Source organism: Sphingomonas baiyangensis (assembly GCF_005144715.1).
Taxonomy (GTDB): Bacteria; Pseudomonadota; Alphaproteobacteria; order Sphingomonadales; family Sphingomonadaceae; genus Sphingomonas; species Sphingomonas baiyangensis.
In genome coordinates this window covers 329,760-349,756 of sequence record NZ_SWKR01000001.1, presented here as the reverse complement: position 1 = coordinate 349,756, position 19,997 = coordinate 329,760, and the positions used below count along the sequence as shown (strand labels likewise).

The 19,997-nt window shown below is 68.4% G+C and carries 21 protein-coding genes; 12 read left to right on the top strand and 9 right to left on the bottom strand.

Annotated elements, in window-relative coordinates; all coding sequences use genetic code 11:
• Position 1: 1 nt before the first annotated feature.
• Together FBR43_RS01680 and miaB are read left to right on the top strand one after the other, a co-directional pair.
• Complete coding sequence (locus tag FBR43_RS01680) at positions 2 to 838, top strand: lysophospholipid acyltransferase family protein (RefSeq protein WP_136941497.1); 837 nt, start codon at positions 2 to 4, stop codon at positions 836 to 838.
• Between the two features lie 32 nt (positions 839 to 870).
• Entirely contained in the window at positions 871 to 2,193 is a 1,323-nt protein-coding gene (gene miaB, locus FBR43_RS01675) for a tRNA (N6-isopentenyl adenosine(37)-C2)-methylthiotransferase MiaB (protein WP_136941496.1), read from the top strand.
• 4 nt (positions 2,194 to 2,197) lie between these two features.
• Here the strand turns inward: miaB and FBR43_RS01670 are convergent, their stop codons facing one another.
• Positions 2,198 to 4,282 carry a RelA/SpoT family protein gene (locus FBR43_RS01670; RefSeq protein WP_136941495.1) on the bottom strand — a complete coding sequence of 695 codons (2,085 nt, stop codon included), beginning with the start codon at positions 4,280 to 4,282 and terminating at the stop codon, positions 2,198 to 2,200.
• 109 nt (positions 4,283 to 4,391) lie between these two features.
• The gene (locus FBR43_RS01665) at positions 4,392 to 4,688 is read right to left on the bottom strand and encodes a CC_3452 family protein (protein WP_136941494.1); all 297 of its coding nucleotides are present in this window, start codon (positions 4,686 to 4,688) and stop codon (positions 4,392 to 4,394) included.
• Between the two features lie 133 nt (positions 4,689 to 4,821).
• On the opposite strand from FBR43_RS01665, the gene FBR43_RS01660 reads away from it, so the two are divergent.
• Positions 4,822 to 5,313, top strand: coding sequence for a winged helix-turn-helix transcriptional regulator (locus tag FBR43_RS01660; RefSeq protein ID WP_136941493.1), 492 nt, complete (start codon positions 4,822 to 4,824; stop codon positions 5,311 to 5,313).
• Positions 5,314 to 5,319: 6 nt separating this feature from the next.
• Here the strand turns inward: FBR43_RS01660 and FBR43_RS01655 are convergent, their stop codons facing one another.
• Positions 5,320 to 6,426: an NAD(P)/FAD-dependent oxidoreductase gene (locus tag FBR43_RS01655; protein ID WP_136941492.1), complete on the bottom strand. Its 1,107-nt coding sequence runs from the start codon at positions 6,424 to 6,426 to the stop codon at positions 5,320 to 5,322.
• Positions 6,423 to 7,364 carry an alpha/beta fold hydrolase gene (locus FBR43_RS01650; protein ID WP_136941491.1) on the bottom strand — a complete coding sequence of 314 codons (942 nt, stop codon included), beginning with the start codon at positions 7,362 to 7,364 and terminating at the stop codon, positions 6,423 to 6,425. The genes FBR43_RS01655 and FBR43_RS01650 overlap by 4 nt, the downstream gene beginning before the upstream one ends.
• Before the next feature lie 47 nt (positions 7,365 to 7,411).
• Between FBR43_RS01650 and FBR43_RS01645 the strand changes: the two genes are divergently transcribed.
• From FBR43_RS01645 to FBR43_RS01610, 8 genes are all read left to right on the top strand, one after another.
• Positions 7,412 to 7,882, top strand: a complete 471-nt coding sequence (locus FBR43_RS01645; RefSeq protein ID WP_136941490.1) for an A24 family peptidase — start codon at positions 7,412 to 7,414, stop codon at positions 7,880 to 7,882.
• A 50-nt stretch (positions 7,883 to 7,932) separates the two neighbouring features.
• The gene (gene cpaB, locus FBR43_RS01640; RefSeq protein ID WP_136941489.1) at positions 7,933 to 8,970 is read left to right on the top strand and encodes a Flp pilus assembly protein CpaB; all 1,038 of its coding nucleotides are present in this window, start codon (positions 7,933 to 7,935) and stop codon (positions 8,968 to 8,970) included.
• Positions 8,971 to 8,992: 22 nt separating this feature from the next.
• Positions 8,993 to 10,588, top strand: coding sequence for a type II and III secretion system protein family protein (locus tag FBR43_RS01635; RefSeq protein WP_249276396.1), 1,596 nt, complete (start codon positions 8,993 to 8,995; stop codon positions 10,586 to 10,588).
• Between the two features lie 19 nt (positions 10,589 to 10,607).
• Entirely contained in the window at positions 10,608 to 11,249 is a 642-nt protein-coding gene (locus FBR43_RS01630; protein WP_136941487.1) for a CpaD family pilus assembly protein, read from the top strand.
• 2 nt (positions 11,250 to 11,251) lie between these two features.
• Positions 11,252 to 12,535 (top strand): P-loop NTPase family protein, encoded by a 1,284-nt coding sequence (locus FBR43_RS01625; protein ID WP_136941486.1) that lies wholly within the window; start codon positions 11,252 to 11,254, stop codon positions 12,533 to 12,535.
• A 79-nt stretch (positions 12,536 to 12,614) separates the two neighbouring features.
• The gene (locus FBR43_RS01620) at positions 12,615 to 13,571 is read left to right on the top strand and encodes a type II secretion system F family protein (protein ID WP_136941783.1); all 957 of its coding nucleotides are present in this window, start codon (positions 12,615 to 12,617) and stop codon (positions 13,569 to 13,571) included.
• A gap of 11 nt (positions 13,572 to 13,582) precedes the next feature.
• Positions 13,583 to 14,581 (top strand): type II secretion system F family protein, encoded by a 999-nt coding sequence (locus tag FBR43_RS01615; protein WP_136941485.1) that lies wholly within the window; start codon positions 13,583 to 13,585, stop codon positions 14,579 to 14,581.
• A gap of 53 nt (positions 14,582 to 14,634) precedes the next feature.
• Entirely contained in the window at positions 14,635 to 15,171 is a 537-nt protein-coding gene (locus FBR43_RS01610; protein WP_136941484.1) for a hypothetical protein, read from the top strand.
• 18 nt (positions 15,172 to 15,189) lie between these two features.
• Here the strand turns inward: FBR43_RS01610 and FBR43_RS01605 are convergent, their stop codons facing one another.
• The 5 genes from FBR43_RS01605 to FBR43_RS01585 form a co-directional block, all read right to left on the bottom strand.
• The gene (locus FBR43_RS01605) at positions 15,190 to 16,320 is read right to left on the bottom strand and encodes a site-specific DNA-methyltransferase (protein WP_169542432.1); all 1,131 of its coding nucleotides are present in this window, start codon (positions 16,318 to 16,320) and stop codon (positions 15,190 to 15,192) included.
• Between the two features lie 219 nt (positions 16,321 to 16,539).
• Positions 16,540 to 17,157: a ribonuclease HII gene (locus FBR43_RS01600; protein ID WP_136941483.1), complete on the bottom strand. Its 618-nt coding sequence runs from the start codon at positions 17,155 to 17,157 to the stop codon at positions 16,540 to 16,542.
• Positions 17,150 to 18,319, bottom strand: coding sequence for a bifunctional hydroxymethylpyrimidine kinase/phosphomethylpyrimidine kinase (gene thiD / locus FBR43_RS01595; RefSeq protein WP_136941482.1), 1,170 nt, complete (start codon positions 18,317 to 18,319; stop codon positions 17,150 to 17,152). The genes FBR43_RS01600 and thiD overlap by 8 nt, the downstream gene beginning before the upstream one ends.
• A gap of 46 nt (positions 18,320 to 18,365) precedes the next feature.
• Positions 18,366 to 18,590: a DUF1272 domain-containing protein gene (locus FBR43_RS01590; protein WP_136941481.1), complete on the bottom strand. Its 225-nt coding sequence runs from the start codon at positions 18,588 to 18,590 to the stop codon at positions 18,366 to 18,368.
• Positions 18,590 to 19,606, bottom strand: a complete 1,017-nt coding sequence (locus tag FBR43_RS01585) for a polyprenyl synthetase family protein (RefSeq protein WP_136941480.1) — start codon at positions 19,604 to 19,606, stop codon at positions 18,590 to 18,592. Before FBR43_RS01585 ends, FBR43_RS01590 begins: the two co-directional genes overlap by 1 nt.
• A gap of 96 nt (positions 19,607 to 19,702) precedes the next feature.
• Between FBR43_RS01585 and FBR43_RS01580 the strand changes: the two genes are divergently transcribed.
• On the top strand, positions 19,703 to 19,981 hold the full coding sequence (locus FBR43_RS01580) for a chorismate mutase (protein WP_136941479.1): 279 nt from the start codon (positions 19,703 to 19,705) through the stop codon (positions 19,979 to 19,981).
• The last annotated feature ends 16 nt before the right edge of the window (positions 19,982 to 19,997 follow it).

Here is a 19,997-nt window from a genome sequence, read left to right as displayed (position 1 = left end):
GATGAGCGACGCCGCGCGACGGGCCGATGCCGCCGCGGGGCGCCCTCCGCCGCTTTCGCTATCGGGTCGCCTGCGCTTCGTCGCGCGGGTCGCGATGCTGGTCGGCGCGGTGCTGATCTTCGTGCCGCTGCATTATCTGTGGCGGCTGCTGCGCCTGTCGTCGCCCTGGCCGCGGCTGTTCCTCGGCACCGCGGGGCGAATCGCCGGTGCGCGCGTGCTGCGCGTCGGCACGCCGCTGCGCCGTGATGTGTTCTACATCGCCAATCATCTTAGCTGGATCGACATTCTCGCGATCGGCGGCACCAGCGGATCGGCGTTCGTCGCCAAGGCCGAAATCGGTGCATCGCCGATCGTCGGCTGGCTCGCGGGGCTCAACCGCACCGTCTACGTGAAGCGCGAGGACCGGCTGGGCGTCGCCGACCAGATCAATCAGCTGCGCGACGCACTGGCCGACAATTGGGCGATCACCGTGTTTCCTGAGGGCACGACGACCGACGGCCGATCGATGTTGCCGTTCAAGTCGTCGATGATGAAGGTGCTCGAGCCGCCGCCGCCCGGCGTGCTGGTGCAGCCGGTGCTGCTCGATTACGGCGCCGCCGGCCCCGACATCGCCTGGATCGGCTCCGAGAGCGGGCGCGACAATGCGGTGCGCGTGCTGGCGCGTCGAGGCAGCTTCGAGCTGCGCGTGCATTTCCTCGAGCCGTTCCACCCGCGCGACTTTCCCGGCCGCAAGGCGATCGCCGCCGAAAGCCGCCGCCGCATTGCCGAGGCGCTGGAGGCGGCGAACGGCGCGCCGCTGGCCGAGTTCGCGGGGCATGACCGCTTGGCGGCGGGCTGACGCCTGCCGATCGATATGCTACGCGCGCGGCGATGAAGACGCCTCCCAAGACCTATCACGTCAAGTCGTTCGGCTGCCAGATGAACGTCTATGACGGCGAGCGCATGGGCGAGCTGATGGCTGCCGAGGGCCTGAGCGCCACCGACGATGCCGCCGCCGCCGATCTGGTCGTGCTCAATACCTGTCATATCCGCGAAAAGGCCACCGAAAAGGTCTATTCGGACATCGGTCGCCTGCGCAAGAACGCCGCGGCCGAAGGCCGTTCGCCGATGATCGCCGTCGCCGGCTGCGTGGCGCAGGCCGAGGGTGCCGAGATCGTGCGGCGTGCCGGCGTCGACGTGGTGGTGGGGCCGCAGGCCTATCACAACCTGCCCGCGCTGGTCGCAAAGGCAGCGGTGGGCGAAGCAGCGCTCGATACCGACATGCCGGCGGAATCGAAGTTCGGCGCGCTGCCCGCACGCCGGCGCGTCGCGCCGTCGGCGTTCCTTACGGTGCAGGAAGGCTGCGACAAGTTCTGCACCTATTGCGTGGTGCCCTATACGCGCGGCGCCGAAGTGAGCCGGCCGTTCGCGGCGATCGTCGACGAGGCGAAGGCGCTGGTCGACGCCGGCGCGCGCGAGATCACGCTGCTCGGGCAGAACGTCAATGGCTGGCGCGACGGCGAGGGCAGGGGGCTGGAGCTGCTCATCGCCGCGCTCGATCGCATCGAGGGGCTGCGCCGCATCCGCTACACCACCAGCCATCCCAACGACATGACCGACGGGCTCATCGCCGCGCACGCCGACATCGAAACGCTGATGCCGTTCCTGCATCTGCCGGTGCAGGCAGGCAGCGACCGGGTGCTCAAGGCGATGAACCGCAGCCACACGCGCGACAGCTATCTGCGCCTGATCGAGCGCATCCGCACCGCGCGGCCCGACATCGCCTTGTCGGGCGATTTCATCGTCGGCTTTCCGGGCGAAAGCGACGCCGAGTTCGACGAGACGCTGCGGCTGGTCGACGCGGTGGGTTATGCGCAGGCGTTCAGCTTCAAGTACAGCCCGCGCCCCGGCACGCCTGCCGCCGACATGGCCGGGCAGGTGCCGCCCGATGTGATGGACGACCGGCTCCAGCGGTTGCAGGCGGCGCTCAATCGCGATCAGGCGGCGTTCAATGCCGCCAGCGTCGGACGGCAGTGCGCGGTGCTGATCGAGCGGCGCGGCAAGCTCGCGGGGCAGATGCTCGGCAAGTCGCCCTGGCTGCAATCGGTCCATCTGATGACCGATGCGGCGATCGGCGACATCGTCGAGGTCGCGCTGGTGCAGGCCGGCCCGAACTCGCTGGCCGGGGTGGAGCGCCTGCGCCAAGCGGCGTGAGCGATCAGGCCCGCTGCGCGGCGCTTACGGCGTCGGCTGCGCGCAGTGCCGCCAGCAGCTTCATGAGATGCGCCGCGTCGCGCACTTCGAGATCGATCGTGTTGGTGTGGAACGTGGTGTCGCGATTGTCGAGCTGCACGCCGAGGATGTTCGCCTTGTGGCCGCCGATGATTGTGGCGACCGCGCCGAGTGCGCCGGGCTCGTTGCGCAGCGTGACGGCAATGCGCGCGGTGCCGCCTTCGGCCCTGTCGCCCCAGGCGATGTCGACCCAGTCGAGCGCCTCGCCGTCTTCGAGCCGCGGGCAGCTGATGACGTGCACGTCGATCGGCTGGCCGGGGCGCCGCACGCCGACGATGCGATCGCCGGGCACGGGGCGGCAGCAATCGGCGAGTGTGAACGCCATTCCCGGCGTCAGCCCCTTGATCGAGATCGCGGTGCGCTGCGGCGCCATGCCGGTGTCGGCGCCTTCGGCCGAGCCCGGCATCAGCGCTTCCATGACATCGGAATCGCTCACCTGCTGGCGCGCGATCGCTTCCATCAGCGCCGGCTCGTCGGCTAGGTTGAGCCGCTTGAGCGCATCGCCCAGCGCATCATGGCCGACGGGGGCGGGCAGGCGGGCGACGATATCGTCATAGAGCTTGTGGCCGAGCGCCACCGTCTCGTCGCGCTCCTTGTGGCGGATGTGGCGGCGGATCGCGGCGCGCGCCTTGCCGGTGATCGCGAAGTTCAGCCAGTTGGCCTGCGGCGTCTGCGCCTTCGACCGCAGGATCTGCACCTGATCGCCATTCTGGATTTCGGTGCGCAACGGCACGACGCGGCCGTTGATCTTGGCGCCGACCGACTGATCGCCGAGATCGGTGTGGACGGCATAGGCGAAGTCGATGGGCGTCGCGCCCTTGGGCAGCTGGATGAGCTCGCCGCGCGGCGTGAACGCGAAGATGCGATCCTGGTACATCGCCATCTTGGTATGTTCGAGCAGCTCCTCGGGGCTGTCGGCATTGTCGAGGATCTCGACCAGATCCTGGATCCAGCGGATCTGCGTGTCGGGGCGCACGGCATCCTGCTTGTAGGCCCAATGCGCCGCGAGGCCGTATTCGGCCTGGGCGTGCATCGCCTCGGTGCGGATCTGGATCTCGATGCGCGTGTCGCCCGCGTGGAACACGCTGGTGTGGAGACTGCGATAGCCGTTGCGCTTTGGTGTCGAGATGTAATCCTTGAAGCGTCCGGGGACCATCGGCCACTTGCGATGGATGACGCCGAGCGCGCGATAGCATTCCTCCTCGGTCGGCACGATCGCGCGGAATGCCATGATGTCGGACAGCTGCTCGAGGCTGACGTGCCGCTCGGACATCTTCTTCCAGATCGAATAGGGGTGCTTCTCGCGCCCCGAGACCTGCGCCTCGATGCCGCTGCGCGACAACAGCTGCTTCAGTCCGCCGCCGATCTTCTCGATCCGGTCCTCGCCGTCCTTGAGCGATTCGAGGCGGCGGCTGATCGATTCGAACGCCTCGGGTTCGAGCTGGCGGAAGGCGAGCGTCTGCATCTCCTTCATGAACTCGTACATCCCGATCCGCTCGGCGAGCGGCGCGTAGATGTCCATCGTCTCCTTGGCGATGCGCCGCCGCTTCTCGGGATTGGCGATGTGGTGCAGCGTGCGCATGTTGTGCAGCCGGTCAGCGAGCTTCACCAGCAGCACGCGGATGTCGTCGGACATCGCCAACAGGAACTTGCGCAGATTCTCGGCCGCGCGCTGGCTTTCGGTCTGCGCCTCGATCTTCGACAATTTGGTCACGCCGTCGACCATCCGCGCGACTGATGGGCCGAAGCGCGCCGATATCTCTTCGGGCGTGGCGACGGTATCCTCGATCGTGTCGTGCAGGATTGCGGTGGCGATCGTCTCGTCGTCGAGCCGAAGATCGGTGAGGATGCCGGCGACTTCGATCGGGTGACTGAAATAGGGATCGCCCGATGCGCGCTTCTGGCTGCCATGCGCATGCATCGAGAATACATAGGCGCGATTGAGCAGCGCCTCGTCGGCGGTAGGATCGTAGCTCAGCACCCGATCGACGAGTTCATATTGGCGCAGCACGCGCGTAACATGGGGCCGTGCCGTGCTGCTTTGCAACACCGTGCTGCAAATGCGCCACCCCGACGGCGTGTTTTGCCGCCGGGGTGGCTTTCACGTCACGGCGCCGCGCTCAGCGCGCGCGGGCGTTGCACTTGGCAAGCGCATCGGCATCGAACACGGCGTCGGCGACGGCGAAGCTCTGCAACGTGCCGGCCTCACGCGCGGCCAGCTCGCACATGATCGCATCGCGCGCGCCGTTGCGCGGCGCGACGCAGGTGGCGCCGGTGCACTTCCAGATGGTGTTGCGCGTCACGAAACTGGCCTTTGCCGGCGCTTCGGCGAAGGTCGCGCGATACTGGCCGGTGGGCGCGGCGGTAGCGGGGAGCGCGAAGGCGAGGGCGGCGGCGGTAACGACGAGGCTGCGCATGAGCGTTCTCCTGAGGATCGGTTGCGATTCGCCACCTACGCCGGTCAGTTTCCGGTTGCAACTAGAAACCTATGCTGCGAAGCAAAATATCTGTTGCGTTTCCATGACGCGCAAATGGCGATAAGAGACTGATATGGGTAACGGACTGCGCGAACCACTGCGCGAACTCGCCAACAAGTGCAGCCTTCCGGCGGCGCTGGAGGCGATGGGCGAGCGTTGGTCGTTCCTTATCCTGCGCGCCAGCTTCAACGGCCTCCATCATTTCGAGGAGTTCCAGTCCGAGCTGGGCATTGCGCGCAACATCCTCGCCAACCGGCTGGGCCGGCTGGTCGACCACGGCATCCTTGCGCGGACGCCCGTTGCCGACGATCGCCGCAAGATCGAATATCGCCTGACCGACAAGGGCTTTGCGCTGCTGCCGACGATGGTGGCGCTTAGGCAATGGGGCGAGCGGTGGGAAACGGGCACGCCCGCGACGCCGGTGCTGGTAGACACGCGCGACCGCAAGCCGATCGCCCCGGTGCAGGTGATGAGTCACGATGGCCGCGCGCTCGACAAGGGCGATCTGGTATGGGCGCTGCCCGAGGACGTCGCCGAGGCGGGTGGGCTGCGCGCCGCCGAATAGCGTGCGTCAGCGCAGCCGCGCGGGCGCGTACATCGTCGGATCGACGCCTGCCAGCCATGCAGGCGGTGCGGCGCCAGTGAGCAGCGAGGCCGCGAGCGCCGCCGCTGCGGGAGCGGTCTGGATGCCGAAGCCACCTTGCCCGGCGAACCAGAAGAAGCCCTCGGCCGTGGGATCGAAACCATAGACAGGCAGGCGATCGGGCGCGAAGCTGCGCAGCCCCGCCCAGCGCCGCTCGACTGCCTCGATCCGCCAGTCAACCGCGCTCTCGAAGCGGTCGATCGCCACCGCCACGTCGATCTCCTCGGGGGCCGCGTCGCGTGGGGCATCGGGCACCTCGTCATGCGGTGACAGCCAGACACGGCCGCTTTCGGGCTTGAAGTAGAAACGGTCGCGCCCGTCGCGCACCAGCGGCGCGTCGGCGGCCATCGGCGGATCGACACGCAGTTGCACCATCGTGCGACGCAGCGGCGCGATACCGAGCGGCGCCACGCCCGCCATCCCCGCGACCGAATCGGCCCAGGCACCGGCGGCGTCGACGAGGATCGCGGCCCCGAAAGCACCCGCGCGCGTCTCGAGTTGCCAGATTTCGCCCGACCGGCATGCCGCAACCAGTGCCGCGCCGGTTTCGATCCGCGCGCCCGATCGGCGTGCCAGCGCGAGATAGGCTGCGTGCAGGCGCGCGACGTCGATATCCATGCAGGTCGGCTCATAGACGCCGAGCGTCCAGTGCGGCCGCAGCCCCGGCAGCATGACGCGCGGATCGACGCGTTCGAGCGCGACGCCGGTGCCCGCGAACTCGGCGACGAACGCGTCGAGCGCGGCGGCATCGTCGTCGGCGGCGATGAATAGTTCGCCGCGCGGCGCAAGGAAGGTTTCGCCGCCAAGCCAGTCGGGGGGCTCGCGCAGCATCGGCCCCGAAGCGGTGGTGAGCGGCTGGATCGCGGGGCCGCCATAGGTCTCGGACCAGAAGGCCGCCGAGCGCCCGGTGGCGTGATAGCCCGGCTGATCCTCGGCCTCGAGCAGCAGCACGCGCGCATCGCGACCGATCGCGCCCGCCAGGCTTGCGCCGGCGATGCCGCCGCCGACGATGGCGATGTCGAACGCCGTGCTCATGTCCGCGCGTCCAGAAAGCCATCGATCGCTGCCAGCGCGCGATCGCGCACCGGATCGGCCTCGCGCAGGATCTCGTGCGCCGTTTCGCGCCCGAACCGTTCGATGCGCGCATCCGGCAGCTTCGAAAGGATCGCCAGCGCCGCGCGTGCATCGACAAGGCCATCGGCCTCGGCAACCAGCGCCAGGAGCGGCACGCGCATCGCGTCGAGCCGCGGATCGTCGGCGAGCGCCAGCGTCCCGGCAAAGGCCTCGGCTACCCAGTTCCAGCTTGGCGGGCCGGTCATCAGCGTGCGATCGGCCTGCTGCCAGTGCAGCTCGTCCTCGTAGCGATCGGTGTCGCGTGTGAGCAGCGACTGGCGCGTTTCGGTGGTGGCGGGGCGTTCATTGCCCTTCCATGCCGGGCGCGCGGGATCGCCGAGCGCGCGCATCCAGCGGGCCAGCCGCGCCGCCAGTCGCGGCCCAAGCGGGCCCTTCAATCCCAGCATCGGCGCGACGAACACCGCACCATCGGGCGTCACCGCGCCGTCGACCAGCCCGCGCAGCAGCAGGAAACCGCCCATCGAATGGCCGATTGCGATCGTAGGCCCATCGCCCTCGGCGCGCCACATTGCCCAGAAGGCGGCGAGGTCGGCGTGATAGTCGGCAAATCGTTCGACATGACCGCAATGCGCGCGCGGCGAGCAGCGCCCCGATCCGCCCTGGCCGCGCCAGTCGAAGCTGGTGACGCTCCAACCGCACGCGCGCCAGTGGGCGAAGCTTTCGAGATATTTCTCGAACATGTCGCCGCGCCCGGCCTGGAACAGGATGCGCCCGCGCGGCGGCGTGCCCGGCGCCACGGGCCAGTCGAAGCGGCGATGGTCCCAGCCATCGGGAGCATGCCAGCGCGTCATGCGAGCGTCGGTGGGGTAGCTGCGCTGAAGCGCGCGCGATTCGGCCATTTGCGGTGGTTACGTTTTGGCAAGCCATCGCGTCTAGGCTTGATGCGATGGGGGACGTCTTGCGCTTCGTGATGCCGGTCGCATTGGCCGCGCTGCTGCTGTCGGCAGGCATCGAGGACGTGCGCAAGCGCGAGATCGCCAACTGGAAGAATGCCGCCATCGCGCTGGCCGCGCCACTATGGTGGTGGGCGATCGGGCTCGAGGCGTGGCCGGGGGCCGCTATCCAGATCGGCGTGGCGATCGGCGTGTTCGCGCTGTTCGCCGCTGCCTTCGCCGCGGGCATGATGGGCGGCGGCGACGTCAAGATGATCGCGGCGCTCGCGCTGTGGTTCCCGCTCGGCGCATTTTTCGACCTGCTGCTGCTCATGTCGGTGCTGGGCGGCGCGATCACGCTGGCGATGCTGATCGAGCATCGCCGCGCGCAAAAACCGGGCAGTCCCGAGATTCCCTACGGCGTCGCGATCGCCTGCGCGGCGCTTCTTTCACTTCACCAACCACTTCTTAACCATTTTGGTTGACTGGTTGACGCCAGAACAACCGGCCAGCTCTCCGAAAGGCCCGAAGCGTCATGGATGGACGGAAAATCATTCTGTTGGTGGGTGCGCTGATCGTCGCGGCGATCACGGCGTTCATGGCGCGGTCGCTGATGATGGGTGCCGCGGCGCCTGTCGCCGGCGCAGTGGCGCCCGAGGCGCCGCCGGTCAATTCGAAGAAGGTGCTGGTGGCCACGCGCGCGCTGCCCGTCGGCACCATCCTCGATCCCGAATCGATGCGCTTCCAGCCCTGGCCCGAAGAGCTGATCGAGAACGCCTATCATCTTGAAGGCGCGGTCGATCTGAAGGCGTTGCAGGGCACTGTCGTGCGCTTCGCGATCCCCGCCGGCCAGCCCATTTCGCAGGGTGCGCTGGTGAAGCCCGGCGATCGCGGCTTCCTGGCGGCGGCACTCGGCGCCGGGATGCGCGCCGTCACCGTGCCCGTTTCGGCGCAGAGCGCGGTCGCGGGCTTCGTGTTCCCGGGCGACCGCGTCGACCTGATCCTCACCCAGTCGGTGCAGGGCGGCGGCGATGGCCCGCCGCTGCGCGCATCCGAAACGGTGCTCAAGAATCTCCGCGTGCTCGCGACCGACCAGCGCGCCGACAAGCAGACCGACGAGAATGGCAACACCGTGGTGAGCACCTATTCGACCGTCACGGTCGAGGTGACGCCGCGCATCGCCGAGAAGATCGCCGTCGCGCAGACCGTCGGCAGCCTCAGCCTGTCGCTGCGCTCGATCGCCGATAATTCGGCCGAGCTCGAGGAAGCGATCGCCAATGGCGAGGTGCAGGTGCCCGAGACCGATGATCCGGCGGCCGAAAAGGCGATGCTGGCGCAGGTCGCGGCGCGTCCGATCGAGGGTCGCACCAGCTTTTCGACGGGCGCCGACGTATCGCGCTTCCAGCGCGCGACGGTGCCTGGACGCGCGGCCGAAAGCGCCGCGCCGGCAATGGCGGCGGCACCCGGGGCGGGAGCATTTCCCGGCGGCGCGCCGGCAGTGGTCAAGGGACCGGTGGTTCGGGTCGCACGCGGCGGTGCCGTGAGCGAAGTCGAAGTTGGGGGGAAGAAGTAACATGGCGAGGATTCGTTCTTCGATGCTGCGCACGGCGCTTGCCTGCGCGGTCGCCACCGCGGCGCTGGGAGGCGCCAGCGTGCCGATCGCCGCGCAGAGCGTGAGCGCGCCGAACGAGACGCTGCAACTGGGCACCGGCCGCGGCCGGCTGGTCACGGTGCGCGAGCCGATCACCGACGTGTTCGTGGCGTCCGATGCGATCGCCGACGTGACGGTGCGCTCGCCGACGCAGTTCTGGGTGTTCGGCAAGGCGGCGGGCGAGACCACGGTCTATGCCGTCACCAAGGCGGGCAAGGTGGCCTATTCGTCGTCGCTGCGCGTGGGCAACAACATCGATTCGCTGGGCGCGATGCTCAACCTGGCGATGCCCGATGCCAAGATCACCGCCACGCCGATGAACGGGCTGGTGCTGCTGACAGGCACGATCGCCAACCCCGCCGATGGCGCCGAGGCCGAGCGGCTGGTGCAGGCGATGGTGGGCGAAGGCGTGCAGGTCGTCTCGCGGCTGCGCACCGCGACGCCGCTGCAGGTCAATCTTCAGGTGCGCATCGCCGAGGTGAGCCGCAGCTACCTGAAGAATATCGGCACCAACATCACCAATCGTGACGGCGGGCCGTTTATCTTCGGCATCGCGCGCGGGCGGCAGGGCGGTGGCATCTCCACGGTGCCGGGCGTTCCGGGGCTTCCGGGCGCGCCCGTCGACGCCAATGGCGCGCGGCCCGGCGATACGCTCTATCAGTTCCCCGCACCGCAGGAAGGCAGCACGCTGCTGGGAGCCGCAGGCCGCTTCCTCGGCACCGATCTGCTCGCCTCGCTCGATCTGGGCGAGACGATCGGCCAGGTGACGACGCTCGCCAACCCCAATCTCACGGCACTTTCGGGCGAGACCGCCACCTTCCTCGCCGGCGGCGAAATCCCGATCCCGATCAGCCAAGGTTTCGGCGCGGTATCGGTGCAGTTTCGCCAATATGGCGTGAGCCTTGCCTATACGCCGACGGTGCTGGCCGATGGCCGCATCTCGCTGCGCGTACGCCCCGAAGTGTCCGAGCTTTCGGCCGCCGGCGCCGTTACCATCGGTGGCGTGCAGGTTCCCGGCCTCACCACGCGCCGCGCCGAGACGACGATCGAGCTTGGCTCGGGCCAGAGCTTCATGATCGGCGGGCTGTTGCAGAACACGCACAACAATCAGATCGAGAAGACGCCGGGGCTCGGCGACGTGCCGATCCTCGGCGCGCTGTTCCGCTCGAACGGCTTTCGCCGCAACGAGACCGAGCTGGTGATCGTCGTCACTCCCTATCTGGTGCAGCCCGTCGACGCCAATTCGATCGCGCTGCCGACCGATGGCTACAAGACGCCCACCGATGTCGAGCGCATCCTGCTAGGCCAGCTGGGCGGCGGCACGACGGGCGGCGAGCGACCCAAGCCGAGCATGGCGCCGCCGGTGCAGGCGGCACCCAGCATCGGCGCCGTCGCGCCCGCGCTGCCTGCAGGCCCCGGCCTGCCGGTGGGTGCCGAGACGCCCGCCGCGATCGCGCCCGCCCCGCGCGACGATGCGCGCGATGCCAAGCGATCGAAGAAGGCCGCGAGCGAAGCCGCGCCCGGCTTCTCGTTCAACTGACGCGTTCGGAGTGACCACCATGACCAAGCGCATCCCCCTTGCCGCCGTGCTGCTGCCCGCCACGTTGCTCGCCGGCTGTGGCGGCACGCTCAACCGCAGCGTCGAATCGGTGCATCAGCCCGTCGTGACGCGCACCGACTATGTGTTCGACGTGCAGGCCTCGGGCGGCGGGCTCGACGCTTCCGAGCGGCAGCGGCTTGCCGGTTGGCTGGCCTCGATCGGCACCGGCTATGGCGACCGCCTCTATGTCGACGATGCAGGCAGCTATGACGGCGCGACGCGCGCCGCGATCGCGGCCGAAGCCTCGCGCTACGGGCTCTTGCTGGCAGACGGCGCGCCTGTCACCGCCGGGCCGATCACGCCCGGCACGGTGCGCGTGATCCTCAGCCGCAGCGCCGCTACGGTGCCGGGCTGCCCCGATTACAGTCGCATGTACGAGCCCAATTTCGGTGCGCACACCTCGTCCAATTTCGGTTGCGGCATCAATTCGAATCTGGCGGCGATGGTCGCGCAGCCCGAGGATCTGGTGCGCGGCCGCTCGGGTGGCGACGTCACCGATGCGCAGACCGCGAGCAAGCCGATCCAGGCGCTGCGCGAGCGCAAGACCGCGGTCGATACGCAGCTCCAGGCACCGCGCACCAGCAATGTGGGGAACAACTGAGCATGAACGCGCCATGGAACCCCGCCCGCGCCGGCACGACGCGCGAGCCCTTTGTCGCCTTCGTATGCGACGACAATACGACCGAGACGATGCGCTCGGTCGCGGTCGAGCAGGGCTGGGCGCCTGAAAAGGTCAACAAGGGCGGGCTGCGCAACGCCGTGCAGACGCTGTCGGTATCGGCCAGCCCGCATGTGCTGTTCGTCGACCTGTCCGAATCGGGCGATCCGCTCAACGACATCAACGCGCTTGCCGAAGTGTGCGAGCCGGGCACCGTGGTCATCGCCTGCGGGCAGGTCAACGATGTGCGGCTGTACCGCGATCTCGTGGCGAGCGGCATCCAGGACTATCTGCTCAAGCCGCTCAATCCCGACACGTTGCGCGAGGCCTTCGCGCAGGCGCATGCGCTGCTCAACGCGCCCAAGGTCGCCGAACCGAGCGTCGAGCGCCCGCATTGCGCCGTAAGCGTCGTCGGTACGCGCGGCGGCGTCGGCGCCTCCACGCTCGCCACGTCGCTGGCCTGGCTGATGAGCGACAAGGGCGGGCGCACGACCGCGCTGCTCGATCTCGACGTGCATTTCGGCACCGGGGCACTCGCGCTCGACCTCGAACCCGGCCGCGGACTGACCGACGCGATCGAGAATCCCAGCCGTATCGACGGGCTGTTCATCGAGCGTGCGATGGTACGTGCGTCCGATCGACTAGCAGTGCTCTCGGCCGAGGCGCCGATCCATTCGCCGGTGATGACCGACGGCGCGGCGTTCTTCCAGTTGCAGGAGGAAATCCGCCAGGCGTTCGAATGTACCGTCGTTGACCTGCCACGCGCGATGCTGGTGCAGTTCCCGCATCTGGTGAGCGACGTGCAGGTCGCGGTGATCGTGACCGAGTTCACGCTGGCCGCCGCGCGCGACGCGATCCGCATCCTTTCGTGGTTCAAGTCGAATGCGCCGCAGGCGCAGGTGCTGCTCGTCGCCAGCCGGGTGCAGAGCGGCACGCTCGAGATCAACCGCAAGGACTTCGAGACGTCGATCGAACGCAAGGTCGATTTCGTCGTGCCGTTCGACCAGAAGCTGTGCGCGCAGGCCGCAAAGCTCGGCAAGCCGCTGGCCGAGGCGGGGCGCGGGTCGAAGACCGTCGCGCCGATCGCCGAGCTGGCTGCGCATGTCCAGTCGCTGACCGACGCGGCCGATGCCGGCGAGGCTGGCGGCAAGGCCAAGCCCAAGGCTGCCGCAGCCGGCGGATCGCTGCTCGGCAAGCTTACCGCACGGATGCCCGGCAAGAAGAAATGAGGACTGCTTGCCGCCGCGCTTGCGCGGTGGCCTGCTAGCGAGGGAGGCTGTCATCGACCCGCAATTCACCGCCGTCGCGATGATCGCGCTGGGCGCCTTCGCGGTGCTGGCTTTGCTCGTGTTCGCGCTGTCGGGGCCATCGGCGGATCGTGCGCGCGCGCGCCGGCTGACCGCCGTGAAAGATCGCCATGCCGCCGCCGCCAGCAATGCGGCGATGGACGCGCAGATGCGCCGCATCTCGCATGCGCGCGCTTCGGGCATGGACTTGGCGGTGATGCGCGTCCTGCCCAATCCCGCGCAGCTCAAGAAGCGTCTGGCGATGACCGGCAAGAGCTGGACCGTCGGGCAATATGGCATGGCTACCGCCGGCCTGCTCGCCATCGTATCGCTACTGATGTGGACGCGCGGCATGCCGCTTGCGCTGGCCTTGTGCTTCGGCCTTTTCGTGGGGCTCTGGGTGCCGCACTTCGTGGTGGGCATGTTCATCAAGAAGCGCATCGCGAAGTTCAACGCCAAGTTCCCCGATGCGATCGAGCTCCTGGTCCGCGGGCTGCGCTCTGGCCTGCCGATCACCGAGACGATCGCCGTGGTCGGCAACGAGGTCGAGGGCCCGGTCGGCGAGGAGTTTCGCGCGGTCGGCGACAAGATGAAGATCGGCCGCACGATGGATGTGGCGTTGCAGGAAACCGCCGACCGGCTCGGCACACCTGAGTTCCAGTTCTTCTGCATCACCATCGCCATCCAGCGCGAAACCGGCGGCAACCTGGCCGAGACGCTGGCGAACCTGGCCGATGTGCTGCGCAAGCGCATGCAGATGAAGCTCAAGATTCGCGCGATGTCGTCCGAATCGAAAGCGTCGGCCTATATCGTGGGCTCGCTGCCGTTCATCGTCTTTGGGCTGATCTGGATGATCAACGACAGCTACATGCAGGAGTTCTTCATCGACGAACGCCTGATCGTGGCGGGGCTGGGCGGCATGGTGTGGATGGGCCTCGGCGCGTTCATCATGGCCAAGATGGTCAGCTTCGAGATCTAGGGAACGCACGCATGGAACCTTCGAGCGGCCCCACGGTGCTTGGCATCGACGTCTACGCCGTCGCGACCTTCTTGTCGGCGGTCGCCGCCTTCGCGGTGCTGCTGGCGATCTATGCCGCCACCAGCGTGCGCGATCCGATGGCCAAGCGCGTCAAGGCGCTGCAGGACCGGCGCGAACAGCTGAAGGCGGGCATCACCGCCTCGACCAGCAAGCGCCGCGCCAAGCTGGTGACGAAGAACGAGACCGCCGACCGGATGCGCGGGCTGCTGTCGTCGCTCAAGGTGTTGCAGGACGAGCAGCTCAAGGCCGCGCAGGTCAAGCTGTTGCAGGCCGGTATCCGCACCAAGGAATGGGCGGTCGCGGTGATCTTCGGGCGGATGGTGCTGCCGATCGTCATCGGCGGGCCGACGCTCTACCTCGTCTATTTCACCGATGCGTTCGCCGACTGGAGTCCGCTCAAGGCCTATGGCCTCGTCGCGGCGTCGTTCCTGCTCAGCTACAAGGCGCCCGATTTCTATCTCAAGAACAAGATCCAGAAGCGCTCGGATGCGATCCGCAAGGGCCTGCCCGATGCGCTCGACCTGCTCGTCATCTGCGCCGAGGCGGGGCTGACGGTGGATGCGGCGTTCCACCGCGTCGCCAAGGAACTGGGCAAGGCCTATCCCGAGCTGGGCGAGGAATTCTCGCTCACCGCGATCGAGCTGGGTTTCCTTACCGATCGCCGCCAGGCCTTCGAGAACCTCGCCACGCGCATCGACCTCGATGCGATCAAGGGCGTGGTGACGACGATGGTGCAGACCGAGAAATACGGCACTCCGCTCGCCTCGGCGCTGCGCGTGCTGTCGGCCGAGTTCCGCAACGAGCGCATGATGCGTGCCGAGGAAAAGGCCGCGCGGCTGCCCGCGATCATGACGGTGCCGCTCATCCTGTTCATCCTGCCGACGCTGTTCGTCGTCATCCTCGGCCCGGCGGCCTGCGACATCAACGACGCGCTGCTCTCGGGCGGTTGAGGAACGCGCGCGCGGGCCTATCGTTATCGCTGCGAAACAGGAGGGACGCAGCGATGCTTTTTTCGACCCCCACGCAATTCGCGGTGCTGGCGCTGTGCCTCGTCGCGGGCTGGCTGTTCGGTCTTGCGAGCGCACCCGGCGGGCGCAAGTGGAAAGAAAGGCTGCGTGCCGAGGAAGCCGCGCACAAGGCAACGCGTGAGGAAATCGCGACGCGCGATGCGCGGTTGCGCGAGCTCGAGCGTGATCGTGAGCGCTGGGAGCAGGAGCGCGCGGGTGGCGCGGGCGTGGCTGCGGCCGGTACGGCTGCTGCGGCCGCGACCGCCGGTTCGCGAACGCATGGCGGCTGGTTCGGCTGGGGGCGCGACAATCTGTCGGCGATCCGCGGCATCGACGGAGCGACCGAACAGGCGCTGCGCCGTGACGGCATCAAGACCTATGCCGCGATCGAGGCGCTGACGCCCGACGAGGAGGCGGCGCTCGAAGCGCGGCTGGGGTTCGGGCGCGGGCGGATCGCGCAGCAGCAATGGCGCGAACAGGCCGCGCTGCTGCGCGAAGGACAGGACGACGAGCACGGCCGGCGCTTCGCCTGACCGTGCCCGACCGGGCGTTCAGGGCTGGGTGGCGAGCAGCCAGGTCTGGCGCAGCGTGTCGATGGGGCTGAGCGCATCGCCCTGCTGGTGATGCCAGAAGGTCCAGCCGTTGCACGAAGGCGCGCCCTGGAGCGTGGCGCCGAGCTTGTGGATCGAACCCTCGCTGCCGTTGCAGGCGAGCGACCCGTCCGCGCGCACCACCGCCTGCCAGCGACGCTTGGCGTCGGTCAGCAACGTGCCGGGTGCGACGATGTTGTTCTCGACCAACGTGCCGAACGACACGCGCGGGGCGTTGCGCGGCGCCTGCATCGTCACCAGCAGCGATTCGTCGAGCGGCAGCGCGGCTGCGATCCGCGCCTCAGCGGCGGCTACATAGGCGTCCTCGCGCTCGATGCCGATATAGCGGCGCCCCAGCCGCCGCGCGACCGCGCCGGTGGTGCCGGTGCCGAAGAACGGATCGAGCACCACGTCGCCCGGCTGCGTCGATGCGAGCAGGATACGGTAGAGCAGTGCCTCGGGCTTCTGCGTGGGGTGCACTTTCACGCCGTCCTGCTTCAGCCGCTCGGGCCCGCCGCAGATCGGGAATTCCCAGTCCGAGCGCATCTGCAACTCGTCGTTAAGCGTCTTGAGACTGCGATAGTTGAAGGTGTAGCGCGCCTTCTCGCCCATCGACGCCCAGATCAGCGTCTCGTGCGCGTTGGTGAAGCGCGTACCGCGGAAATTGGGCATCGGATTGGCCTTGCGCCAGACGATGTCGTTGAGGATCCAGAAGCCCAGATCCTGCACCGCCGCGCCAACGCGGAAGATGTTGTGATAGCTGCCGATCACCCAGATCGTGCCGTCGGGCTTCAGGATGCGGCGCGCTTCCTTCAGCCACGCACGCGTGAACCGGTCGTAGGTCGCAAAGCTGTCGAACTTGTCCCAGTCGTTGGTGACGGCGTCGACATGGCTGCCATCGGGCCGGTTGAGATCGCCGCCGAGTTGCAGATTATAGGGCGGATCGGCGAAGATGCAGTCGATCGAGGCCGCCGGCAGCGCCTTCATCGCGGCGATGCAGTCGCCGCGCAGGATGGTGTCGAGCGGCAGCGGCGCAGGCGTGACTGCCCGGCGCGCGGCCACGCGCTTCCTGTCGATCACCCCCACGGCCATGCGTTCCCCCATTCCCCTTGAGGCGACATCCGTGCGGATCGCGCGGGCACCGTCAAGGAAACAATGGTTAACGATAAGGCTTGAGAACTGGTTAATTTCCGCGAACATTGCGAGTCCGCAACCATATCTTGAGACTTGACTGGGGCGGCGATCCACAAGCCCTAGCGGTGTGGCGCGCTGGACTCACCAGGCGCCGATGCGACGAACCGAGTCCGCGGGTCAGCGCGCGGGAGCGGGCATCGCCAGCAGCAGCTCGGCCTCGCGCACGGGCGCGAAGCTGCGGCGGTGCAGCGGCGTGGGGCCAAGCGTGCACAACGCCGCCTTGTGTGCACTTCCGCCATAGCCCTTGTTTGATGCCCAGCCATAGCCGGGATATTGCGCGTCATAGTCGCGCATCATGGCGTCGCGCGTTTCCTTGGCGACGATCGAGGCGGCGGCGATCGACAGCGAGCGCGCGTCGCCGCCCACCACGGCCTCACTTGGCCATTGCCAGCCGGGGCAGCGATTGCCGTCGACGAGCACCATCGCGGGTGCGACGGACAGCGCCTCGACCGCGCGCGTCATCGCCAGCATCGTCGCCCACAGGATGTTGATCGCATCGATCTCCTCGACGCTGGCGATGCCGACGCCGATCGTCGCGCATTCGGCCAGCCGCTGGTGCAGCGCCGCACGCTTGGCCGGGGTGAGCTGTTTCGAGTCGTTCAGGCCATCGGGAATGCAGGCGCGATCCAGGATGACGGCGGCGGCCACCACCGGCCCCGCCAGTGGCCCGCGCCCGGCCTCGTCCACCCCGGCGACGGGGCCGGCGTGGCGCGCCTCGAGCAGATAGTCAGGCATCGGCAAGCCGCCATGGCGGAAAGCGGCGCATTTCGCCGGCCTGATACAGGCACAGGATGTTGCCCGCCGGATCGGCGATTCGCGCTTCGCGCCAGCCCCAGCTTTCGTCGCGCGGCTCCTGCGTGAACGCGATGCCCTGCGCCTTGAGATAGGCGACCGTCACGTCGAGGTCGCCGCATTCGAGGAACAGCATCGGCGCGGCGAGCGCTTCCTCGGCCTCGAGGCTCAGCGTCGCGCCACCTTCGGTCTCGAAGCGGGCATAGCGCGGTTCGGCGCGGACGATCTGCCTGAGCCCGAGCCGGCGGTAGAAATGCTCGCTGGCGGCAAGATCGCTCGCGGGCAGCGTGACGTGGTTGAGCATCGGCGACCAGCGCGACTGGTTGAGATCAAGCCGCACCGCCTGCTGCGCCATCGGCCCATGGCCTCGCCCCAGCCCTGCGGCGTCCTGCATCGCGATCCGCACGAAACGGCGCGCGCGTGCGATCGCCTCGGCCAGCGACCAGTCCTTGGCGAGCTCGCACGCGATCGCGGTCGACAGCGTGCAGCCGGTGCCGTGCGTGGCGGGCGTGTCGATGCGCGGATCGCTCCACGCGATCTCGGGCGCCTGTCCCTCGCGTGGTGCGCGGTAGAGCCGGTCGGTCACTTCGGCGCCTTCGGCATGCCCGCCCTTGGCGAGCACCGCGCAGCCGAATCGCGCGACGAGTTGCGCGGCCTCACCGCCCGCGACCAGCGCGGCTAGCTCGGGCAGGTTGGGCGTGGCGAGTGTGGCGACGCGCATCAGCCGTTCGAACGCGGCGATCGTGGCATCATCGGCGAGCGTCGCGCCCGAGGTGGCGACCATCACGGGATCGAACACGACGGGCAGGCCGGGCATCTCGGCCAGCCGGTCGGCAAGCGCGAGCGCGGTGCGCGCCGACCCGATCATGCCGATCTTGACGGCATCGACGCCGATGTCGCGCACCACGCAATCGATCTGGGCCATCACCATGTCGGTGGGGATGGGGTGCACCGCATCGACGCCCTGCGTGTTCTGCGCGGTGACGGCGGTGATCGCGGTAATCGCATGGCAGCCGAGCATCGTCGCGGTCTTGATGTCGGCCTGAATGCCGGCGCCGCCGCCCGAATCGGAGCCGGCGACGATCAGGATGCGCGGAACGGTCATGGCGGCCTCGCTACCAGAGGACGCGCCCGCACGAAACGCCTGCCGTTCAGCCGCGATGGCGCCGTTCGGTCGAAGCCGGGTGACGCCTGAGCCGGTCGCCGGTGCGCGTCGGGCGGTCGAGCAGTTCGCCGCCGCAATTGGGGCAGGTCTCGTCGAGTGCGTCGGCGCAGGCGGCGCAGAAGGTGCATTCGAACGAGCAGATGAACGCGCCGCCGGCATCGGCGGGCAGATCGGTGCCGCAGCGTTCGCAATCGGGCCGCATCTCGAGCATCAATAGGCGCGCGCGATCGCGAACTCGACGGCTTCGACCATCGCCTCGCGCGCCGCCGAGGGCGCGAACATGCCGAGCGCGTCGATCGCGCGCTGGCCATAATGGCGCGCGCGCGCCAGCGTATCGTCGACCGCGCGCGTCTCGCGCATCCGCGCCACCGCCTCGGCAAGCTCGGCCTCGCCGGCCTCGCCCTCGCGGATCGCGCGCTGCCAGAAGGCGCGCGCCTCGGCATCGCCGCGCGCATAGGCGAGGATGACGGGGAGCGTCATCTTGCCCTCGCGGAAATCGTCGCCGGCGTCCTTGCCCATCGTGTCGGCGTCGGAGACGTAATCGATCGCGTCGTCGACGAGCTGGAACGCGATGCCGAGATTGCGGCCATAGGCATCGAGCGCGGCTTCCTCGGCGGCGGGGCGCTCGGCGACCACGGCGGCGATGCGGCAGGCCGCGGCGAACAGCGCGGCGGTCTTGGCGCCGATGATCTCGAGATAGCGTTCCTCGCCCACGTCGATGCGGCGGATCGCGGTGAGCTGGTTGACCTCGCCCTCGGCGATGACGGCGCTGGCGTTCGAGAGGATCTTCAGCACCTTGAGGCTGCCGTCCTCGACCATCAGCTCGAAGCTGCGGCTGAACAGGAAATCGCCCACGAGCACGCTGGCGGGATTGCCCCAGATGATGTTGGCGGTGCGCTTGCCGCGGCGCAGGTCCGACCCGTCGACCACATCGTCGTGCAGCAGCGTGGCGGTGTGAATGAACTCGACCGCGGCGGCGAGGCGATGGTGCCGCGTGCCGGCATAGTCGAGCACCGCAGCACTCGCGAGCGTCAGCATCGGCCGCATCCGCTTGCCGCCGCCGGCGATGAGGTGGCCCGCCAGCTTGGGGATGAGCGGGATGTCCGACTGCATGCGATCGAGGATCACCGCATTGACGCAGTTCATGTCATGCGCCGTGATCGCGATCATCGGATCGAGCGAGGGGGGCGAGGCGGCGCCGCCGAGGCGATGGACGGTTGCGGTCATCACGGCGCGACTTGGCGTCTCGCAAGCGCAAACGCAAGTCGCTTGCCCTTGGGCAATGCTACCGCCAAAGGACGGGCGGCGGACCGGAGGCCTTGCATGAGCGACGAGACGCTGGCGCGCTATCGCCAGAGCATCGACAATATCGACATGGCGCTGGTGTGCCTGCTGGCCGAGCGCTTCAAGGTGACGCAGGCAGTTGGCCGCCACAAGGCCGAGGCCGGGCTGCCGCCCGCCGACCCCGGCCGCGAGGAAGCGCAGATCGCGCGGCTGCGCGCGCTAGCGCGCGATGCCGACCTCGACCCCGAATTTTCCGAGAAGTTCCTGCGCTTCATCATCGAGGAAGTGATCCGCCACCACGAGCAGCTGCGCGGCTGAGCGCCTGACCCTTTGG

Excerpts from the sequence above, each read along its gene's own strand:
- FBR43_RS01665 (WP_136941494.1), bottom strand. The coding sequence starts at position 4,688 with ATGCGCAGCCTCGTCGTTACCGCCGCCGCCCTCGCCTTCGCGCTCCCC.
- FBR43_RS01620 (WP_136941783.1), top strand. The coding sequence starts at position 12,615 with ATGATCGCGCTGGGCGCCTTCGCGGTGCTGGCTTTGCTCGTGTTCGCG.
- FBR43_RS01580 (WP_136941479.1), top strand. The coding sequence starts at position 19,703 with ATGAGCGACGAGACGCTGGCGCGCTATCGCCAGAGCATCGACAATATC.
- miaB (WP_136941496.1), top strand. The coding sequence starts at position 871 with ATGAAGACGCCTCCCAAGACCTATCACGTCAAGTCGTTCGGCTGCCAG.
- FBR43_RS01650 (WP_136941491.1), bottom strand. The coding sequence starts at position 7,364 with ATGGCCGAATCGCGCGCGCTTCAGCGCAGCTACCCCACCGACGCTCGC.
- FBR43_RS01585 (WP_136941480.1), bottom strand. The coding sequence starts at position 19,606 with ATGACCGCAACCGTCCATCGCCTCGGCGGCGCCGCCTCGCCCCCCTCG.
- FBR43_RS01660 (WP_136941493.1), top strand. The coding sequence starts at position 4,822 with ATGGGTAACGGACTGCGCGAACCACTGCGCGAACTCGCCAACAAGTGC.
- FBR43_RS01590 (WP_136941481.1), bottom strand. The coding sequence starts at position 18,590 with ATGCTCGAGATGCGGCCCGATTGCGAACGCTGCGGCACCGATCTGCCC.
- cpaB (WP_136941489.1), top strand. The coding sequence starts at position 7,933 with ATGGATGGACGGAAAATCATTCTGTTGGTGGGTGCGCTGATCGTCGCG.
- FBR43_RS01630 (WP_136941487.1), top strand. The coding sequence starts at position 10,608 with ATGACCAAGCGCATCCCCCTTGCCGCCGTGCTGCTGCCCGCCACGTTG.
- FBR43_RS01655 (WP_136941492.1), bottom strand. The coding sequence starts at position 6,426 with ATGAGCACGGCGTTCGACATCGCCATCGTCGGCGGCGGCATCGCCGGC.
- FBR43_RS01615 (WP_136941485.1), top strand. The coding sequence starts at position 13,583 with ATGGAACCTTCGAGCGGCCCCACGGTGCTTGGCATCGACGTCTACGCC.
- thiD (WP_136941482.1), bottom strand. The coding sequence starts at position 18,319 with ATGACCGTTCCGCGCATCCTGATCGTCGCCGGCTCCGATTCGGGCGGC.
- FBR43_RS01680 (WP_136941497.1), top strand. The coding sequence starts at position 2 with ATGAGCGACGCCGCGCGACGGGCCGATGCCGCCGCGGGGCGCCCTCCG.
- FBR43_RS01625 (WP_136941486.1), top strand. The coding sequence starts at position 11,252 with ATGAACGCGCCATGGAACCCCGCCCGCGCCGGCACGACGCGCGAGCCC.
- FBR43_RS01605 (WP_169542432.1), bottom strand. The coding sequence starts at position 16,320 with ATGGCCGTGGGGGTGATCGACAGGAAGCGCGTGGCCGCGCGCCGGGCA.
- FBR43_RS01600 (WP_136941483.1), bottom strand. The coding sequence starts at position 17,157 with ATGCCTGACTATCTGCTCGAGGCGCGCCACGCCGGCCCCGTCGCCGGG.
- FBR43_RS01610 (WP_136941484.1), top strand. The coding sequence starts at position 14,635 with ATGCTTTTTTCGACCCCCACGCAATTCGCGGTGCTGGCGCTGTGCCTC.
- FBR43_RS01645 (WP_136941490.1), top strand. The coding sequence starts at position 7,412 with ATGGGGGACGTCTTGCGCTTCGTGATGCCGGTCGCATTGGCCGCGCTG.
- FBR43_RS01635 (WP_249276396.1), top strand. The coding sequence starts at position 8,993 with ATGCTGCGCACGGCGCTTGCCTGCGCGGTCGCCACCGCGGCGCTGGGA.